Origin of the sequence: Thermofilum adornatum, from assembly GCF_000446015.1 — an archaeon.
GTDB lineage: Archaea > Thermoproteota > Thermoprotei > Thermofilales > Thermofilaceae > Thermofilum > Thermofilum adornatum.
The window spans coordinates 22,375-37,990 of record NC_022093.1 but is presented as its reverse complement, the minus strand read 5'-3'; the positions used below and the strand labels follow the sequence as shown (position 1 = coordinate 37,990).

Sequence of the window (15,616 nt, the reverse complement as noted above, 5' to 3'; positions counted from 1 at the left end):
TTATACTTATGTGTTAAAGGAAAAAAATCTTTATTAGGATAAGTTAACTGAAATACAAACATGCTTGGCAAGCTTCGCGATACACCTAGGCATGTACACATCCTTATAATCATTTTCCTAATTCTAACATTCATTTCCCTGTCTCGTAGCTCTCTTGCCCAGCCACAAGTCACAATAACCCTGAGCGAGGCTGGAATAGCAAAAGTCGAATATTTAGTTCCAACTGAAGGAAACCTCTCCGTGACAATTCAGTTGCTCGGGACGCCTGACCCTACCCTAGGTGTAACAGTTGTAGACGAAAAGGGCCTCCCACTCGCCTTCGACACTGACCAAACAGGCAGATACTTGACAGTGGCTACACTTAACTCGAGCCAAGTATACGTCTCCTACTATACACAAGACTTGACAAGCAAATCTGGAATCTTCTGGATAATAAGCGTGAATTCTCCCTACCCGCTCAAAGTCGTTTTGCCAGTAAACGCGACACCAGTCGACATGAACCCCCTCCCCACGAAGATCTACTCCATAGGAAGAAACTTGGCAATAGAATATCCCGCAGGAAGCCTACAGCTAAAATACGTCATACTATACCAGCCTGCAACTTCTCTCCCTCCCCAAGGGACACAGCCTCCTGCCTCGCCCACAAAACAAGAGACTGGGACCTCTAAGGGACTATTTGAAGTACTATGGCTACTCTTGCCCTACCTCGTTGTCCTCGCCGCTATATTTGTCGCACTTGCTGTTTTCCTGGCTTTGAGGGGTAAAAGGAAAAGTGAGCTCGTAGAGCTAGGCGAAGAAGACTTGGCAATTCTCGATGCCTTGAGGAAAGCAGGAGGGGCCATGTTCCAGGGAGAGCTACAGAAGGCTGTTAATTTGCCTCCCACTACTCTCTGGAGGAGGGTCAAGAAGCTCGCAGAGCTTGGGTACGTAAAGATAGAGAAAAAGGCGGGGAGAAACTACGTAGAATTACTGGAATGAAGAAAGTGAAAAGAATATTTCTAAATTTTCAGGCTAATTTCCACAGCATTCCTTAAGTTTATCCACAAAAACAAGTCAATTGATGGACATGGTTGACTCCAAGAAAATAACGTTGGGAATAATAGCCATAGTCCTATTGGCTACCATGGCATACATATACAGTGCACCACAAGTGACAACGCCAGCGGAAAGCCTTATAGCATCAGCAGAGAGACTACAGCAACTCGTATACTGCCGCAACCAGGTGCTCCAAAATCTCTCCCAGAACAGTCAGCTTTTCACACAAATAGTGAATCTTACAGCAACGGGCGACAATTACCTCGCCAAGGCAAAGCAGTACCTGAACCTCGGCAACGCTACACAGGCAATGCAATACGCAGTACTAGCACTAAGAACCTATGGTCAAGCACTAGACCTGCAGGAAAAACTCAGAGACACGCTTGGAACATCCTTTGCCTCATGCAGGGCAGTATTGGCTCCACAGCAGGCAAATCTGACGGCAAACCTCTACAGGAATAGGGTTAGAAACGAGACATGCAAGTGGTCTCCAGACTTTTACCCGCAATATGTCGCCATTAATGTCTCCCTTCAGCGCGTCAATGAGCTAGAGAGCATTGCATCTAGGGCCGCGAGTAGCGGGTACGACACCTCTAATGCTACACGTCTCTTAAACCAGGCTAGACAGTTGCTACTAGAGGCCCAGAGCCTTGCATCCAACTGTCTCTTAAACGAGTCTGCTCACCGCCTTGCAGAGGCGAGGAAGCTCATTGGACAAGCTACCTCTGAGCTAGCCAGGGCAGGTGCGATGAGGACCATAGCGGAAATGAGAAGACATGGTCTAGACGTCAATGAGACGAGTGTAGGCGAGGTTATGAGGGCCTTGAGGGCAAGAAAGTTTGAAGAATACCTGCTAAACAAGACAGCAGACACGCTCCTAAACGTTACAAGGAACGTTCCCGGACTAGAAAGGCAGAGAAACAGGCTCCAGCTACTAGAACAGCTCTTGGCAAGAATACAGGAAAGGGCTAAAGGAACACATAAACAGCTGGCACTCCAGCTTAGAGAACTCGTCCAGGAAGCCATAAACCTTGCAGAAAAGGCCCCAGAGATGGCTAAGAACAATCCAGGAGAGTTAGCAAGGCAGACCCAGGACATCGGTGAAAGGGCTCGCCAGATGCGTGGTGGAGGCAGAGGACCCTAAAGAACCCTGTAAATAATTTTTTCTCTTTTTTTTATTTTTCCTCTCTCCTTTTTCCCACATGATTTTAATTCTAGATAGGTTTTTAGCCATCCATTTCCGTATGTTCATTAATGAGTCAACAAATAATTGAAGAATTATTGTCAAAGCTGAGCATCGAAGAAAAGGTCAAAATTCTCGTGGGGATAGGTGATACAACGAGCTCGCAACTCGCAAGGGTCCCAGGAGCAGCTGGACAAACCCATCCAATAGAGAGGCTCAACATTCCAGGCTTCGTCCTTGCAGATGGACCCGCAGGAGTAAGGATCGAAAACCCGGCTTGCAGAGCTACAGCTTTCCCCGTAGAAGTGATGCTTGCCTCGACATGGAACCCGGAGCTCGTCGAACAGGTTGGAAAGGCTATGGGCGAAGAGGCTAGGAGTTGCGGCGTAGATGTCTTGCTCGCTCCAGCGTTGAATATTCACAGGCATCCACTGGGCGGCAGGAACTTCGAGTATTTCTCGGAGGACCCGTTGCTATCTGGAAAAATTGCTTCCGCATACGTAAGGGGAGTCCAGTCTGCAGGTATAGGCGCCTGTATAAAGCACTTTGTCGGCAACGAGCAGGAGACAGGGAGATGGGGCCTCGACACCTTTGTATCTGAGAGGGCTCTGCGTGAAATATACCTCAAGCCCTTCGAGATAGCTGTCAAGGAAGCTAAGCCCTGGTCAGTCATGAGCGCATACAACAAGCTTAACGGCGTTCACTGCTCAGAGAACGAGTGGCTTTTGACCACGGTCTTACGGGAAGAGTGGGGCTTCGACGGCTTCGTAATGACGGACTGGGGCGCCGGGGAAGACGTTGTGAGACAGATAAATGCGGGCAACGACGTCATCATGCCAGGGGGACAAGACAAACTCGAACAAGTATTGAAAGCAGTGAGGGAAGGCAAAATACCAATAGAAACCATAGACAGAGCCGTCACAAGGGTCCTCTCGAAGCTCCTCGGCTCTGCCGGCTACAAGTCTACTCCCGGGAAGCCTGACCTAGAGGCACATGCAAAGATAGCATACGAGGCCGCAGTCGAGGGCATGGTTCTCCTCAAGAATGAGGGCGCCCTACCCATAGACAGAGGCAAGAAAATAGCATTCTTCGGCGTCGGCCAGATCCTGACAGTCAAGGGCGGAATGGGGAGCGGGCACACACATCCACCATACGTTTCGACGATCCTAGATGCCGCACGGGAGAGGTCTCTAGCCATAGACGAAGAACTGGCCAAGAAGTATGCAGAGGCAGTTTCCACATACAAGGAGGAGCTCGAAATCTTCTACAGGGACGAGCCCGACAAGCCAAGCATATCCGAGGACGTCGTAGGCGAGGCAGACATCTACGCGACTGCCCAGAGGAACGACTTGGCAGTAATAGTCGTTACAAGGGTTTCAGGTGAAGGATGGGACCTTGCACCAGAAGACTTCTACCTAAGGGACGACGAGAAATGGCTCATAGACACAGTCTCGGAAGCATACAGAAAAATCGGGAAACCAGTCGTAGCCATACTAAACATCGGCACACCAATCGATGTGGCTTCCTGGCGGGAAAAAGTAGACGCAATCCTCCTGGCATGGCAACCAGGACAAGAAGCAGGCAGAGCCATAATAGACACCCTCCTCGGCCTTGTCAATCCTTCTGGCAAACTCCCAACAACCTTCCCCAAGACACTGGGAGACGTCCCCTCATGGACGTTCGGCGGCGAGCCAGCCGGCAGTCCAAAGAGCGTGACATACGAGGAGGACATATACGTTGGGTACAGGTACTATGACACATTCGGCAAAGAGCCCGCCTACGAGTTCGGCTACGGCCTCAGCTATACAACCTTCTCCTACAGCGACCTATCCATCGAGCAGGACAGCGAACAGGTAAAAGTCAAGTTCAGGGTCACAAACACCGGGAAAATGCCAGGAAAAGAAGTCGCACAAGTCTACGTGAAGCCTCCAAAGGGAAAAATCGACAAGCCACAAAAAGAGCTAAAAGCCTTCAAGAAGACAAGGCTCCTCCAGCCCGGAGAACACGAAGACATAGTCCTCACTATTGGCTATAAGGACATGGCAAGCTTCAACGGCAAAGAATGGGTCCTCGAAAAGGGAACCTACAAGATCATGGTCGGCTCTTCTTCGCGGAGAATACACCTAGAAGGCGAGTTCAAGATTCACGAGGAAAAAACCTTTAGAAACTAGCTCTCCTCATCTTCGATAAATAATCTTTTAAGCCAATATTGTCGAGAAGGACGACACCGCTTTGCATCGCGTCAATTATCGCTGGGTTCCTCTTCCAAAACTTGAAAAACTCCTCCAAGGAAACCACCAACGGCTCTACCCGGGGAGCAACCCATAGGCACTCGTCCAGCAGGTCAAGCCTCTCAAGCGGGTTCCTCGGGACTCCCTCTGTGCACGCTATTGTCACCATGGTTCTGGAGTGGGCTGGTAGAGGATCGGTGGCTACTGGTCCCGCACATAAGCATGTTAAGGAGAGTTGCACGTGTTGTCTATGTCTCAGGTGTAGGATAGCCCCTTCTTCTCGGCTATCTCTAGGATTCTGAGGGCTGTGTTTCGGGATCTTGTCCTAATGACTACCTTGTCTCCCAGCGTTTCTATCCTTATGTCTCCGATGCCCTCGAGGAAAGGCTCTATGCCTCGCCTAGCAACGACGACATAGTAGCCTTCTGGGTCCCTTTTACCAATCCTACTCGGCAAGTTTTTCCACCCCGTCCGAGAGGTCTAGCCCCAAGAGCTTGTCGTGGACAGCCGTGCCGATAGCTATGAGTCCAGATGTCAGGGCGAGGTCGGTCGAGATGACTACTCCGGGGGCCACGTCTAGAACGAAGTCGGCATACCTAAAAAGCCCAGATGGGATTCCCTCCCTTGCGCCAACCATCACGCCGAGCTCTTTTTTCTCCCTGAAGACCTTCTCGATGATAAAGTCGGCCAGCTCACCGCCGACCCTAGAGACAGGCTCTCCCTCCGGCTCAAAGATTATTAGGGGCTTCCCGTGCCAAGACCTCACGAACTGGTACATGTCCTGTACAAGTATCTCTGTCCGGTGGACCTCCCTTCCATAGCTCTTTTTCTGGATGCCGAGCCTAGACTTCTGGCCATCGATGACCCCCCTGAGGAAACGCTGTAGAGCCTCTGCCTCGACTGCCCCAACTGGTGCGACAACGAGTTTTCCAACCTCGAAGCACTGTATCTCCCTGCCAATCCTCGTGCCCATCACATACGAGGCGTCCGGCGGGCCAAGGTAGGGCTCGTGGGTCACGACCATTCGCCTATATAGCTTGTACATCGGGAACTTTGTGGGGGCCATCTTCCTGTAGAACTCGGAGCCAGGCACAATGGAGACATAGGCCTTGTCCTGCAGGATCTGTATGAGGACAACCTTGTCGGGGTTCTCGAGGTCTACACGTGCACCTGTAGCCTCCTTTATGACAGAGCCGATGTACGCGTTTACATCTAGGCTTGTGTAGTCGTGCTTCCCGCGCCTAACAGTCCTGACGGCGAAGCTCTCGTCGCTACTTATCCCGCTAGCCAGGGGCTTCACGCATTCACCCAGCTCTTGAAGCCTAGCGTTGCACTCGGCATCCACTTTGAAGACTTTTTCTGCCTCTGGAACTTTTTCCCTTATATTGTTCGCGAGCACCTCTATGTTTTGTGTGGGTGCCTCTACCAGGACGAGGCCCATGTACCCCATTGGCGAAGGGACGGCCCTACATTCTGGGCAGAGCTCTTTTATGAGTGAAGCAACTACGCGTTCAAACCCAAGTTTACAGGTAACTATTATGTCGACACGCACGGGCTCCTGCATGGTTACCCCTCTATAAAAGATGGAAACCAATTTAACTATTAGCCCCCCTCTTGCATACAGGCTCGTAATACTTAAATGTAAGACAAACATTTATTACACGACGGCAATGAGCGTTGTATCGGTAAGGGTTCCCAGAGAGCTCAAGGAAAAAATGCAGAAGTACCGAGACAAGATAAACTGGAGCGAGGAGATAAGAAGATTCATCGAAAACAAGATACTCGAGGCAGAGAGGGAAAATACTCTGTCAAGGCTTGAGGAGCTCATAAACCAGCTACCCACCGTCCCCAGGGGCACGGCTGCCAGTTATGTGAGGGAGGACCGTGACAGTAATTGACGCCTCGCTCTTGGTTAAGTATGTTTTGCATGAGGAGGGCTGGGAAAAAGTCTCAGAGACCCTTAGGCACGTTTCCCCGCTATACTCTGTAGACCACGTTTTAAAAGAAGTCGCTAATGCTCTCTGGAAACATGCCTACCTCAGGAAAATGATGCCGGCGAGCCTCGCCCACGAGCTCTACAGCCTTGTAGGGAGACTAGCGGAGACCCGCGTAATAGTCCTCGAGGAGGAACGTATATATCTCCCGAGGGCCCTACATATCGCCCTACAACACGGTCTGACAGTTTATGACTCCTTGTACATAGCACAGGCAGAAAAATACGGCAAACTATTGACAAGCGACGCTGCTCAGGCAAGAGTAGCAACTAATCTAGGCATAGAAACCATCCTCATAAGCTAAAATCCTATCGAATCTCTAGCTACGAATAGAACGAGGCCAGCTCACGCATCTGACAAGCCCAGCCTATCTATGAGCTCGCACAAGTCGCGTATGTCTCCACCAACCCTGTAGACACTCATCCGTGGAAACCTCGCCCTAACTAGGTCCACCATGTATTCTGTGTCGTCAACAAAAACCGCGTCCTCCTCTGCTACCCCCAGCCTCGCGAGGATCTTCTCGACCATCCTGTCCTTTCCCGGGTGAGGCTCCACGACTGGAAAGTCAAAGAAACCGTCTAGCCCCAGAACTCTAAGAGCCTGCAACGCTATGTCCGGATTGTTCCAGCTAGCTATGGCAAGCAGAACCCCCTTCTTCTTGGCTGACTCTAGAAGCCTCCTAGCACAGGGATCCAGCCTTACAAAATTGTTGGCTGAATCCACGAGCGTCTCATCATCTATCCTAATGAAGGGGGGACGAGTTGAAGAGATGTCCTTGTGGGACCAGAGCGTCCCATCCAGGTCTAAAATTATCAGTTTTAGGGGCATGAATAAATGAAACAATTTAAGTCTAAAAAGTGTTACCATTCTACCTACGAAGAAAAATAGAGAGTGGCCTATCCTATAGAAAGAAAAACGCAGCCGCCACGTTCATCTGCACACTCGAAGGGACAGACCTTATACCTGTAGCAGTCCCCCTCCTTATACCTCCTTGCATCAATGATCTCGAAAGATACTTGCCCCTTCTCAAGGTCTTCTACAAGCGACTCCATTACTCCCAGCCGTTCTAGGACGCCCTCAGCCCTCTCCCATGCTAATTTGCATTCTTCCCTAAGATCCTCGTCCTGTATCTCGTCACAACAGGACGGGTCACCCCCACCCATAATGCAGTCCTGATACTCCTCGTTATTCTCAACTTCTTCAAAACACTCGTCTTCACAGTCCAGATATCTAGGGTTGTCCTTGTCCATCCCCTTACAGCGCCTAGCTATGCATTCTTCCATGAGCTTGCGACCGAGTTCCTCGCAACATAGATGTTCCGCGGCAGAGAGTTTTCCATATGGATTCAAGTCTTCTATGGAGTCCGCTTCCTCTCGGATGAAATCGGCAAGAGCGGAGAAAAGCTTCTCCTTGCTCCTTATCCGCGTAACAACACCCTCAAACACGTCCACGAGTAGATACTCCTCGTTAGGCGTCTCGATAATGACGGACGAGTAATATGGCGGATAGTCAAAACAGGCGTCTGAACCTTTTACCCTGACAACGACGGATCGATAAGTTTTTCTCGCCACGTCAATAATTTTTCAACAAAAATTATAAAAATTTATTGTTAGATAAAATAATTTTAATGAAATGCGTAGAAGGTTATACCTAATCCCCGCATTCTTGTGTTAATAACCGTTATACTTTTATATAAATTTAGGCAAAAATTACTCATAAGATGGAAATGAATGCAGTATCTCCTATTGTCTCCGCGCTCTTGCTCGTGATTATTTCTGTAGCAGCTTCCGTCCTTATTTATTTTTGGGTCACAAGTTTCCAGGGACAAGTCACACAGCAAGCAGGCACACCCAAGGCGTTAGGCTCTTGTCTAAAAATTGAGGGAATTGAAGTGGCTGATCGAGATACTAGTGGAGTTGCCTATAGAATATGGGTCAAGAACTGTGGAAGCCAAACCCTACACCTCGACTATGTATATTTGCTTGACCCATCTGGCAACGTTTATCATAGCTATCCTGCAGGTGAATGGTCTCTCTCCCCCCAGGACACACAGTTTCTCTGGCTATGGGTTCCCATAGATAAGCTGAGAATCGGCGAAAGGACAACTGTAAAGGTTGTCACTGCAGAGGGCATAGAGGCGTACTATGTATTCACACCGACCTAAAAGATAAATTAAACATTTTTTAAATGTATGAAAAGTTCTTTCTTCAAAACTTTAAATACCACCAAACGAGTCTACGTATTGAAAAACCATGAAGATAATTGATTTAACAATGGAGCTTAAAACTGGAAGCCCAGTTTTCCCAGGCTATCCCACGCCAATTGTCCACACCTGGACAACTATAAAGGAGCACGGCTACTACAGCAATCTCCTCCAGCTAGTCGAGCACACAGGAACACATGTCGACTCGCCAGCACACTTCATAGAGGGTGCACCCACAATCGACAAGGTTCCCCTGGAGAGGTTCATGGGTAAGGGCATCGTTGTTGACGCTACGGGGCTCGGGCCAAAAGCACCCATTACAAGAGAATTCCTCGAGAAGGCTCTAAAGGGCAAGGGCGTCGGGAAGGGCTGGGTTGTCCTTATTATGACGGGATATGATTCCAAGGCCGGCACGCCTGACTGGTTCAACCATCCGGGCCTCGATGAAAGTGGAGCAAAGTACCTTGCCGAGCTCGAGATAAACGCGGTCGGGATTGATGCGCCCAGCATAGACCAGCCGCCTTTCCCAGGCCACAAGAACCTCTTGCCAAGGGGCATAGTGATCTTCGAGAACCTGACAAACCTAAAAGAGCTCGTTGGAAAAGAATTCACGTTCTACGGATTCCCGCTTAGAATCTCAAACGGCTCGGCAAGCCCCGTAAGGGCGCTAGCAGTCCTCGAGTAGCCAAAAAAAATCAGTGTAGTAGAATTTGCTAGGGTAATCCTATGAAGAGTAAATTTTACGGCGTAATTTCTCCGTTCATAACACCCTTCAAGGAAGACTATTCTATAGACCTCGAAGCAGTCAGGTGGCTTGCGAGATTCCAGGCCGAGAGGGGCGTCCACGGTATATTCCCAAACAGCACCACTGGGGAATTCGTTCACCTATCCAGGGAAGAGGCTTTAGAGATCACAAGGGTTGTTCTCGAAGAGGTCGGAGGAAAGGTCTGGGTCATCCCAGGGATCAGTGCCAACTATACGGAGGACTCTATCGCCCTTGGCAAGACATTCAGAGACATGGGGGTCACAGGGGCAGTCGTGACTCCTCCCTTCTTCTTCAAGATTTCGGGGGAGCGCCTAAAGAAGCATTTCTCCGCGATACTCGAAAAGGTAGATCTACCCATAATCATCTACAACATTCCGGCAACCACCGGGATAAACATACCAGTAGCCCTCCTCCACGAGCTCGCCAAAGAGTACAGCAACCTAGCAGGGGTAAAAGCCACAGTAGAGAGCTTCACATATTTTAGGCAACTCGTACAGATCGTAAAGGCCGATAGGAGAGATTTCGCCGTACTCACTGGCCTAGACGACTTCTTGCTCCCAGTCCTAATGATGGGTGGAGACGGGGGAATAATGGCCCTGGCAAACGTCGCTCCACAGATACACAGGGCTGTCTACGACGCCTACACGAGCGGAGACTTAAATAGGGCATTACGGGAGTGGCACAGGCTCCTTAAGCTGGTACAAGTATACGACTATGCCACATCCTTTCCAACCGCCGTCAAGACACTCCTAAAGGTGCTAAACGCACCCGTAAAGCCATATGCGAGGATGCCCCTTACGCCAGAACCAAGAGAAACGGAAGAAAAAATGGCAAGGCTAGCGAGAGAGCTAGGCTTGACTATCTAAAATATTTTTTTCTTTTCCTTCTCACTCCTAGACAAAATATAGAGGAAAGCTATAGGAATACGTCAAGTATATTGTGAAGAGAAAAATTTCTGAACGCTCAATCCCTGAAAATGTAACACGCAAAATGATTTCAAAGACCCTCTTGATTATAGCAAGTGACATGTGTCAGAAAATCTTTTATGTATAATGCTACGCTGTCAACAATTAGGTATGGTCACGAAAGACTTTACCGGCACTATTACCGAGAAAGGAAAGATAACAATTCCAGCTGAGATTAGAAAAAAGTATAAGTTGAGGAAAGGTTCTCGCGTAAGGTTTGTAGAGACAGAGAAGGGCATTTTGATCGTACCCATTATTCCCTTCGAACAACTTTTCGGCATAGATAAGGATGCAAAGGAGATTATATTTGAGATGATAAGGGAGTTGGAGGAGGAAAGGAAAAGGCAAGCTTCCTTAGATTAGTTCACGAGCAGTGTGGAAACAATTGGGAAGCAGATACCCCTCTACAGAACGTGTTTCTCAAGGAGTTCGCTGTTTCTAATAAAGATTTAAAAGTCACTCAAAAATACTAGTTAATGGATATGGAAATAGAGCTAGGCGAAGACTCGTCACTTATAAAAGCTTCATTATTTAGAGGGTTCCTGCAGAGACTAACAAGGGCTCTAGACTTGGAGATAGCTAGAAGGTACTTTGCACTGAACCTCTTCGACGGCATACTGACAGTACTCGGCTTCACCGTGAACTATTTCTTTCTTGGTGGCCGCAACCCCAGCGTGCTCCTAGCCTCAGGCCTAATCATAAGCATAGGTATGGCTATCTCGGGCCTCACAAGCGCCATGCTAGTCGAGTACTCAGAGCTACAGAAGGAGCTAAACGAGCTCGAAAAGGCCCTGTTCAGAGACCTTGACGGCACACACATCGCTAGGACAAAGATGGCCACAGCACTAATGAACGCACTTGTAAACGCCGTTGCACCGATTCTTGGAGCCCTCGCAGTCCTGTTTCCGATCCTCTTGACAAGCATTGGCATAATCGGATTCACCCAGGCATTCGAGCTATCACTATTCCTCAGCATGCTATCCCTTTTCCTGCTAGGCGTCTACCTAGGGAAAAACGCTGGTAGCAGGCCAATAGTATATGGAATCATAATGGTTTTAGCCGGCTCAGCAACAGCTATAATAGCATACCTGCTGGGTGCAGTATAATGGAAGCCGTGAGACACATAAAAATCGTGCTAGACGTATTGAAGCCCCGAGAGATCCCAGTATACCATCTCGCAACATCTCTAGCCGAGCTAGAAAACGTCCAGCAAGTAACAGTAGACGTCATAGAGGTCGACGTAAAGACCGAGACAGTAAAACTAACCGTGGAAGGCACAAATCTCGACATCAACGATGTACTCAGACACCTAGAAGAGACAGGGTGCTCAGTTAGAAGCATTGACTCAGTAGCAGTAAAAAAAGGATAGAAGGATAGAAATAGTTTTTACTGCTTTACTTTTCCACACCTGAATGTTACCGTGTAGGGATCCACGACCTCAAAGCCCCGCAACACCAGCCTGCACCCAGCGTGCATCTCACAAACCCTTAGAATAACGCCTGAGAGCGGTCACGCGACCGGCTCGAATTTTTCTTCCTGAACCTTCTTGAGAAAGTCCGAGATTTTAAGCTCCCTCAGCGTAATGCTTAGATCGCATTCTTTCTCCTCTATTTCTAGCTGGTCAGCTATAGCTAAGTCCTCGATAAAGAGCCTCTTAATCTCTTCGACCGAGGGCCTGTCACTCAGCACACCCTTCTCCCTTAAAAACTCGATCAAGTCGTCCGTAGCTAGGCGAGATATCGTGATTCCACCTTTCCCCATAACCTTGTAGGCAGCCTTGTTGACAGCATACATGTAGGCATTTACGAATAGATTGCTCGGTCCGCTCATATGAGGCAAGCAGATCTTAGATTTTAAAAGTAATTTAGTTCAATTTTTCCCAGCAATAATTCCGTCCCGGAGACGCAATAAAAAATTATAAATTCTCCATATACACGCATTACATGTGTCGTCTAGAAGATCACTTGTCATATCAATAGCAGGCCTAATGACAGCTCTCACAGCCGCACTCACAATAGTTGTCCAGATCCCTGTGCCAGAAACAAGGGGATACATCAACCTAGGAGACGCGATGGTCATGCTCTCAGGCGCTTTGTTCGGCCCAGTAGTAGGTTTTGTCGCGGGCGGCCTCGGCTCTGCACTTGCAGACATCATTTCTGGATACGCACACTGGGCCCCATTCACGTTTCTCATTAAGGGCATAGAGGGGCTAATAGTCGGAGTCTTCTCGAGGAGGAAAAGGGCCTACCTCGTCCTAATAGGCACAGTTATTGGAGGAGCAGAAATGGTTCTAGGATACCTTGCCGTTGAGACTGCACTATACGGCCTGGGAGCCGCGCTGATCGAGGTCCCGGGCAACGTGTTCCAAGCCATGTTCGGAATAATTGTCGCAAACATCTCTTGGAAGATTCTCTCTGGAAGGCTGAAAACCTTCTAGCACGAAAGAGGGATAGGCGTCCTAGATGAAGCCTTACGGTAAACTCTCCCAAGAAGAACTATCAGAGCTGCTGGGAATTCTCACTCGCCGGGACCCAAGCGTCCTCCTAGGCCCAGCCATTGGAGAAGACGCGGCAATAGTAGACCTAGGAGACAAGGTCCTCGTAACACACAGCGACCCGATAACGGGCGCCTCCGAGCTCGCGGGCTGGCTATCCGTCCACGTCGTCGCAAACGACATAGCCACGAGGGGAGTCAAGCCAAGCTGGCTAGTCACAACCCTACTGTTGCCCCAAACCTTTTCCAGGGAACAACTAAAAAAGCTGGCCAGCCAGATAAGGAGCGCCGCTGACGAGATAGACGCAACCGTTATAGGGGGACACACCGAGATAACCCCGGGACTCGACAGGCCAATAATCATTACAACGGCCTTCGGGGTCGGCGAAAAGGAAAAGTTCTTCACGACTAGCGGGGGACGGGACGGAGACCTACTCGTAGCGACAAAAGACGCGGCACTAGAAGGCACATCAATCATAGCCACAGACTTCCACGACAAGCTGCTAGGCAAAATAGACAAGTCAATCCTCGAGAACGCCAAAAACTTCATACACGAGATAAGCGTCGTAAAAGAAGCCCTAACAGCGGCCCAGGTCCACGGGGTCCACGCAATGCACGACGCCACCGAGGGAGGCATCCTCGCCGCGGCCCTAGAAATAGCATACGCCTCTAGGCTCAGCGTGGTCCTATACGAGGAAAAGATACCACTAAGAAGAGAAACAGCACAAATATGCAGAGCCCTCGGCCTAGACGCACTGGGGCTCATAAGCTCGGGCACACTCCTAATCGCAGTCCAGCCAGAATCAGCCCCAATACTCATAGAAAGGCTACAAAAGGAGGGAGTAAAAGCAACAATCATAGGCGAATTCAAGAAAAACGGGCACAGCCTACTCGTAAAAAAGACCGGAGAAAAAATAGAAATAGGGCTACCCATAGCCGAGGAACTCTGGAAGCTCTTTTAACACTCACCATCGCTCTATATTTTTTCAAAAGAGAAAGCATTTTAGAAAAAATTTATATTATCTGCATAGAAAATCAAAATTGTGCAGAGCACTGGGGAGAAGCGTAAAATCCCTATATGGGACGCGGCGGCAATAATTGGCGGCTTTGTCCTTTTGTTCCTTGGTCTAGGGCTACTCGGCACATATAGCCAAGCAGAGTTGCTAATGCTTCTTGGCTTTATCCTTGTGGGCCTAGGCATAGGTCTCCTAGTCTATGTTGTCGAGAAGCTCGAAGGGCCCGCACTTGTGCTTACTATAAGCGGCGAGAAGGATAACAAGTCGCCACGTATGAGAGAAAATTTGTGGGCCAGCTTTATAATCGTTGGGTTTGGCCTCGGAATCCTTTTCAACAACTTGTTGGCAGGCCTAATACTTGGCTTCGGCCTAGGACTAATAGCCGATGCTCTCTTGGCACGCGCTGGACCCTGCAATAAATAGATCAAAAGCCCCACAGTAAGATGCTTGTTTTCCTATACAACCAGCAGTCTCTACTTCTCTACTATTCAACGCAAAGGCAATCCCATTACTTTGGCATTTTTTCTCGAAAACGCACTGATACATCATTCCTCCATTGACACATACTGATGTGCCGGTGCTTCATATAAGCTAAGCCCGCTTATATCACCATGTAGACACCTGAACAGCACCCCACGCACCAGTTGCTTCTCCGTCCCTTTCAATTCATTCGTTTCTGATACTGTTTCCCAGTGGTTTATTTTGTATTGGTGTTATTTATTTGTTTCTCTGTTGTGTGAAAGTGTTTTTGTGTAAGTGTTTCCCATTGGAAGTATTAATTTTTCATTAGTTTTCTCATTGTGCATGGTAAATGATATGGATCGGGAAGAGAGGCCAGGGAAGAACTTATTTTACAAAAAGTCTACTTCCCATAAAACGTTAAGGCTTCCCGTAGAAAACATTTCTACAGAGATTTCTAGGGGAACTCTTTCCTCCACGCCCGTAGGCCAGGCAGGATGAGCCTAGTACTAGACCTCATGGAGGAATTCAGACCCATAGCCGTCGACAGGCCCCTGATAAAGCTTGCCAGGACAAATCCCTCAAGCCTGGCAAACCTCCTCTCAGAAGACGGTGAAAAGAAGTCAGAATCTGTGAAGCATGTGTGGAGGCTCCTAAATGAAAACATGAAGACGGCGAAACCGCCAATACAGTAGCTCGTCTTGACGCAGGCCGGGATGTTTGCAAGGGCAATTAGGGACCAAGCCCCATACACACCCTTCAAAGCCAAATGGTGAAAAAACCGCCCTGAACCAGTATCAACAAATAGCTGTGCCCCATAACCCCAAATGTATACCTTGTCCTCCGCTCTAACCAGACAGTCATCATCTCCTAAGATAAAAATAAGAAATAAATGGAAAGTGAATAACAGAGGTTTTTCTGTCGTGATACGGGGTGGGAGGAAATGTTTCCCCTAGAAATCTCTGTAGAAACGATTTCCACGGGAAAAGTTAATAGCCTACGGGAAGAAGCCATTTCTGAAAATACATTCTTCCCTGGCCTCTCTTCCCGATCCATATCATTTATAACTCACAATTGGAAAACTAAAACAAAGCTAATATATTCCATGGAAAACTTTGACATAAAAACACTTTCACACAACACACAAACAAATAAATAACACCCAAACAAAATAAACCCCAAAGAAACAGTATCAGAAAAGAATGAATTGAAAGGTAAAGAATGCTCTGAATGCGGCGTCAAGCATATCGTCGAAGTATCAGAAAAGAATG

The 15,616-nt window shown here is 48.5% G+C and carries 22 protein-coding genes; 16 read left to right on the top strand and 6 right to left on the bottom strand.

Going from position 1 to position 15,616, the window contains the following annotated elements; all coding sequences use genetic code 11:
- The first annotated feature begins 60 nt into the window (after positions 1-60).
- The 3 genes from N186_RS00235 (at position 61) to N186_RS00225 (ending at position 4,389) form a co-directional block, all read left to right on the top strand.
- On the top strand, positions 61-978 hold the full coding sequence (locus N186_RS00235) for a helix-turn-helix transcriptional regulator (protein WP_020961745.1): 918 nt from the start codon (positions 61-63) through the stop codon (positions 976-978).
- Positions 979-1,060: 82 nt separating this feature from the next.
- Entirely contained in the window at positions 1,061-2,179 is a 1,119-nt protein-coding gene (locus N186_RS00230) for a hypothetical protein (RefSeq protein ID WP_020961744.1), read from the top strand.
- Positions 2,180-2,289: 110 nt separating this feature from the next.
- On the top strand, positions 2,290-4,389 hold the full coding sequence (locus tag N186_RS00225) for a glycoside hydrolase family 3 N-terminal domain-containing protein (RefSeq protein WP_020961743.1): 2,100 nt from the start codon (positions 2,290-2,292) through the stop codon (positions 4,387-4,389).
- Here N186_RS00225 and N186_RS00220 read toward each other — a convergent pair.
- The 3 genes from N186_RS00220 to N186_RS00210 form a co-directional block, all read right to left on the bottom strand.
- Entirely contained in the window at positions 4,379-4,618 is a 240-nt protein-coding gene (locus N186_RS00220; protein WP_020961742.1) for a hypothetical protein, read from the bottom strand. The genes N186_RS00225 and N186_RS00220 overlap by 11 nt on opposite strands.
- An 86-nt stretch (positions 4,619-4,704) precedes the next feature.
- Positions 4,705-4,905, bottom strand: coding sequence for a hypothetical protein (locus N186_RS00215; protein ID WP_020961741.1), 201 nt, complete (start codon positions 4,903-4,905; stop codon positions 4,705-4,707).
- Positions 4,895-6,013, bottom strand: a complete 1,119-nt coding sequence (locus tag N186_RS00210; RefSeq protein ID WP_020961740.1) for an SPOUT family RNA methylase — start codon at positions 6,011-6,013, stop codon at positions 4,895-4,897. Before N186_RS00210 ends, N186_RS00215 begins: the two co-directional genes overlap by 11 nt.
- Positions 6,014-6,119: 106 nt before the next feature.
- Between N186_RS00210 and vapB the strand changes: the two genes are divergently transcribed.
- Entirely contained in the window at positions 6,120-6,347 is a 228-nt protein-coding gene (gene vapB / locus N186_RS00205) for a type II toxin-antitoxin system VapB family antitoxin (RefSeq protein WP_020961739.1), read from the top strand.
- Entirely contained in the window at positions 6,334-6,747 is a 414-nt protein-coding gene (locus tag N186_RS00200; RefSeq protein WP_020961738.1) for a type II toxin-antitoxin system VapC family toxin, read from the top strand. Before vapB ends, N186_RS00200 begins: the two co-directional genes overlap by 14 nt.
- A 41-nt stretch (positions 6,748-6,788) precedes the next feature.
- Here N186_RS00200 and N186_RS00195 read toward each other — a convergent pair whose 3' ends face one another.
- Together N186_RS00195 and N186_RS00190 are read right to left on the bottom strand one after the other, a co-directional pair.
- Positions 6,789-7,271: a magnesium-dependent phosphatase-1 gene (locus N186_RS00195; protein WP_020961737.1), complete on the bottom strand. Its 483-nt coding sequence runs from the start codon at positions 7,269-7,271 to the stop codon at positions 6,789-6,791.
- Positions 7,272-7,339: 68 nt separating this feature from the next.
- The gene (locus tag N186_RS00190; protein WP_020961736.1) at positions 7,340-8,014 is read right to left on the bottom strand and encodes a hypothetical protein; all 675 of its coding nucleotides are present in this window, start codon (positions 8,012-8,014) and stop codon (positions 7,340-7,342) included.
- A gap of 155 nt (positions 8,015-8,169) precedes the next feature.
- On the opposite strand from N186_RS00190, the gene N186_RS00185 reads away from it, so the two are divergent.
- The 6 genes from N186_RS00185 (at position 8,170) to N186_RS00160 (ending at position 11,746) form a co-directional block, all read left to right on the top strand.
- Positions 8,170-8,607, top strand: coding sequence for a hypothetical protein (locus tag N186_RS00185; protein WP_148681917.1), 438 nt, complete (start codon positions 8,170-8,172; stop codon positions 8,605-8,607).
- 88 nt (positions 8,608-8,695) lie between these two features.
- Complete coding sequence (locus N186_RS00180; protein ID WP_020961734.1) at positions 8,696-9,331, top strand: cyclase family protein; 636 nt, start codon at positions 8,696-8,698, stop codon at positions 9,329-9,331.
- Between the two features lie 41 nt (positions 9,332-9,372).
- Positions 9,373-10,278 carry a dihydrodipicolinate synthase family protein gene (locus N186_RS00175; RefSeq protein WP_020961733.1) on the top strand — a complete coding sequence of 302 codons (906 nt, stop codon included), beginning with the start codon at positions 9,373-9,375 and terminating at the stop codon, positions 10,276-10,278.
- Positions 10,279-10,488: 210 nt separating this feature from the next.
- A complete protein-coding gene (locus tag N186_RS00170; protein ID WP_020961731.1) occupies positions 10,489-10,740 on the top strand; it encodes an AbrB/MazE/SpoVT family DNA-binding domain-containing protein in 252 nt (83 codons plus the stop codon).
- A 113-nt stretch (positions 10,741-10,853) separates the two neighbouring features.
- Positions 10,854-11,483 (top strand): VIT1/CCC1 transporter family protein, encoded by a 630-nt coding sequence (locus N186_RS00165; protein ID WP_148681915.1) that lies wholly within the window; start codon positions 10,854-10,856, stop codon positions 11,481-11,483.
- A complete protein-coding gene (locus tag N186_RS00160; RefSeq protein ID WP_020961729.1) occupies positions 11,483-11,746 on the top strand; it encodes a DUF211 domain-containing protein in 264 nt (87 codons plus the stop codon). Before N186_RS00165 ends, N186_RS00160 begins: the two co-directional genes overlap by 1 nt.
- A gap of 140 nt (positions 11,747-11,886) precedes the next feature.
- Here the strand turns inward: N186_RS00160 and N186_RS00155 are convergent, their stop codons facing one another.
- Positions 11,887-12,207 (bottom strand): hypothetical protein, encoded by a 321-nt coding sequence (locus N186_RS00155; RefSeq protein WP_020961728.1) that lies wholly within the window; start codon positions 12,205-12,207, stop codon positions 11,887-11,889.
- Positions 12,208-12,322: 115 nt separating this feature from the next.
- Between N186_RS00155 and N186_RS00150 the strand changes: the two genes are divergently transcribed.
- From N186_RS00150 to N186_RS00130, 5 genes are all read left to right on the top strand, one after another.
- Positions 12,323-12,814, top strand: coding sequence for an ECF transporter S component (locus N186_RS00150; protein WP_020961727.1), 492 nt, complete (start codon positions 12,323-12,325; stop codon positions 12,812-12,814).
- A 25-nt stretch (positions 12,815-12,839) separates the two neighbouring features.
- A complete protein-coding gene (locus N186_RS00145; RefSeq protein ID WP_020961726.1) occupies positions 12,840-13,832 on the top strand; it encodes an AIR synthase family protein in 993 nt (330 codons plus the stop codon).
- Between the two features lie 81 nt (positions 13,833-13,913).
- Positions 13,914-14,309, top strand: coding sequence for a hypothetical protein (locus tag N186_RS00140; RefSeq protein ID WP_020961725.1), 396 nt, complete (start codon positions 13,914-13,916; stop codon positions 14,307-14,309).
- Between the two features lie 533 nt (positions 14,310-14,842).
- A complete protein-coding gene (locus tag N186_RS00135; RefSeq protein ID WP_020961723.1) occupies positions 14,843-15,040 on the top strand; it encodes a CRISPR-associated endonuclease Cas1 in 198 nt (65 codons plus the stop codon).
- 248 nt (positions 15,041-15,288) lie between these two features.
- Positions 15,289-15,504 carry a hypothetical protein gene (locus N186_RS00130; protein ID WP_020961722.1) on the top strand — a complete coding sequence of 72 codons (216 nt, stop codon included), beginning with the start codon at positions 15,289-15,291 and terminating at the stop codon, positions 15,502-15,504.
- Positions 15,505-15,616 lie beyond the last annotated feature (112 nt).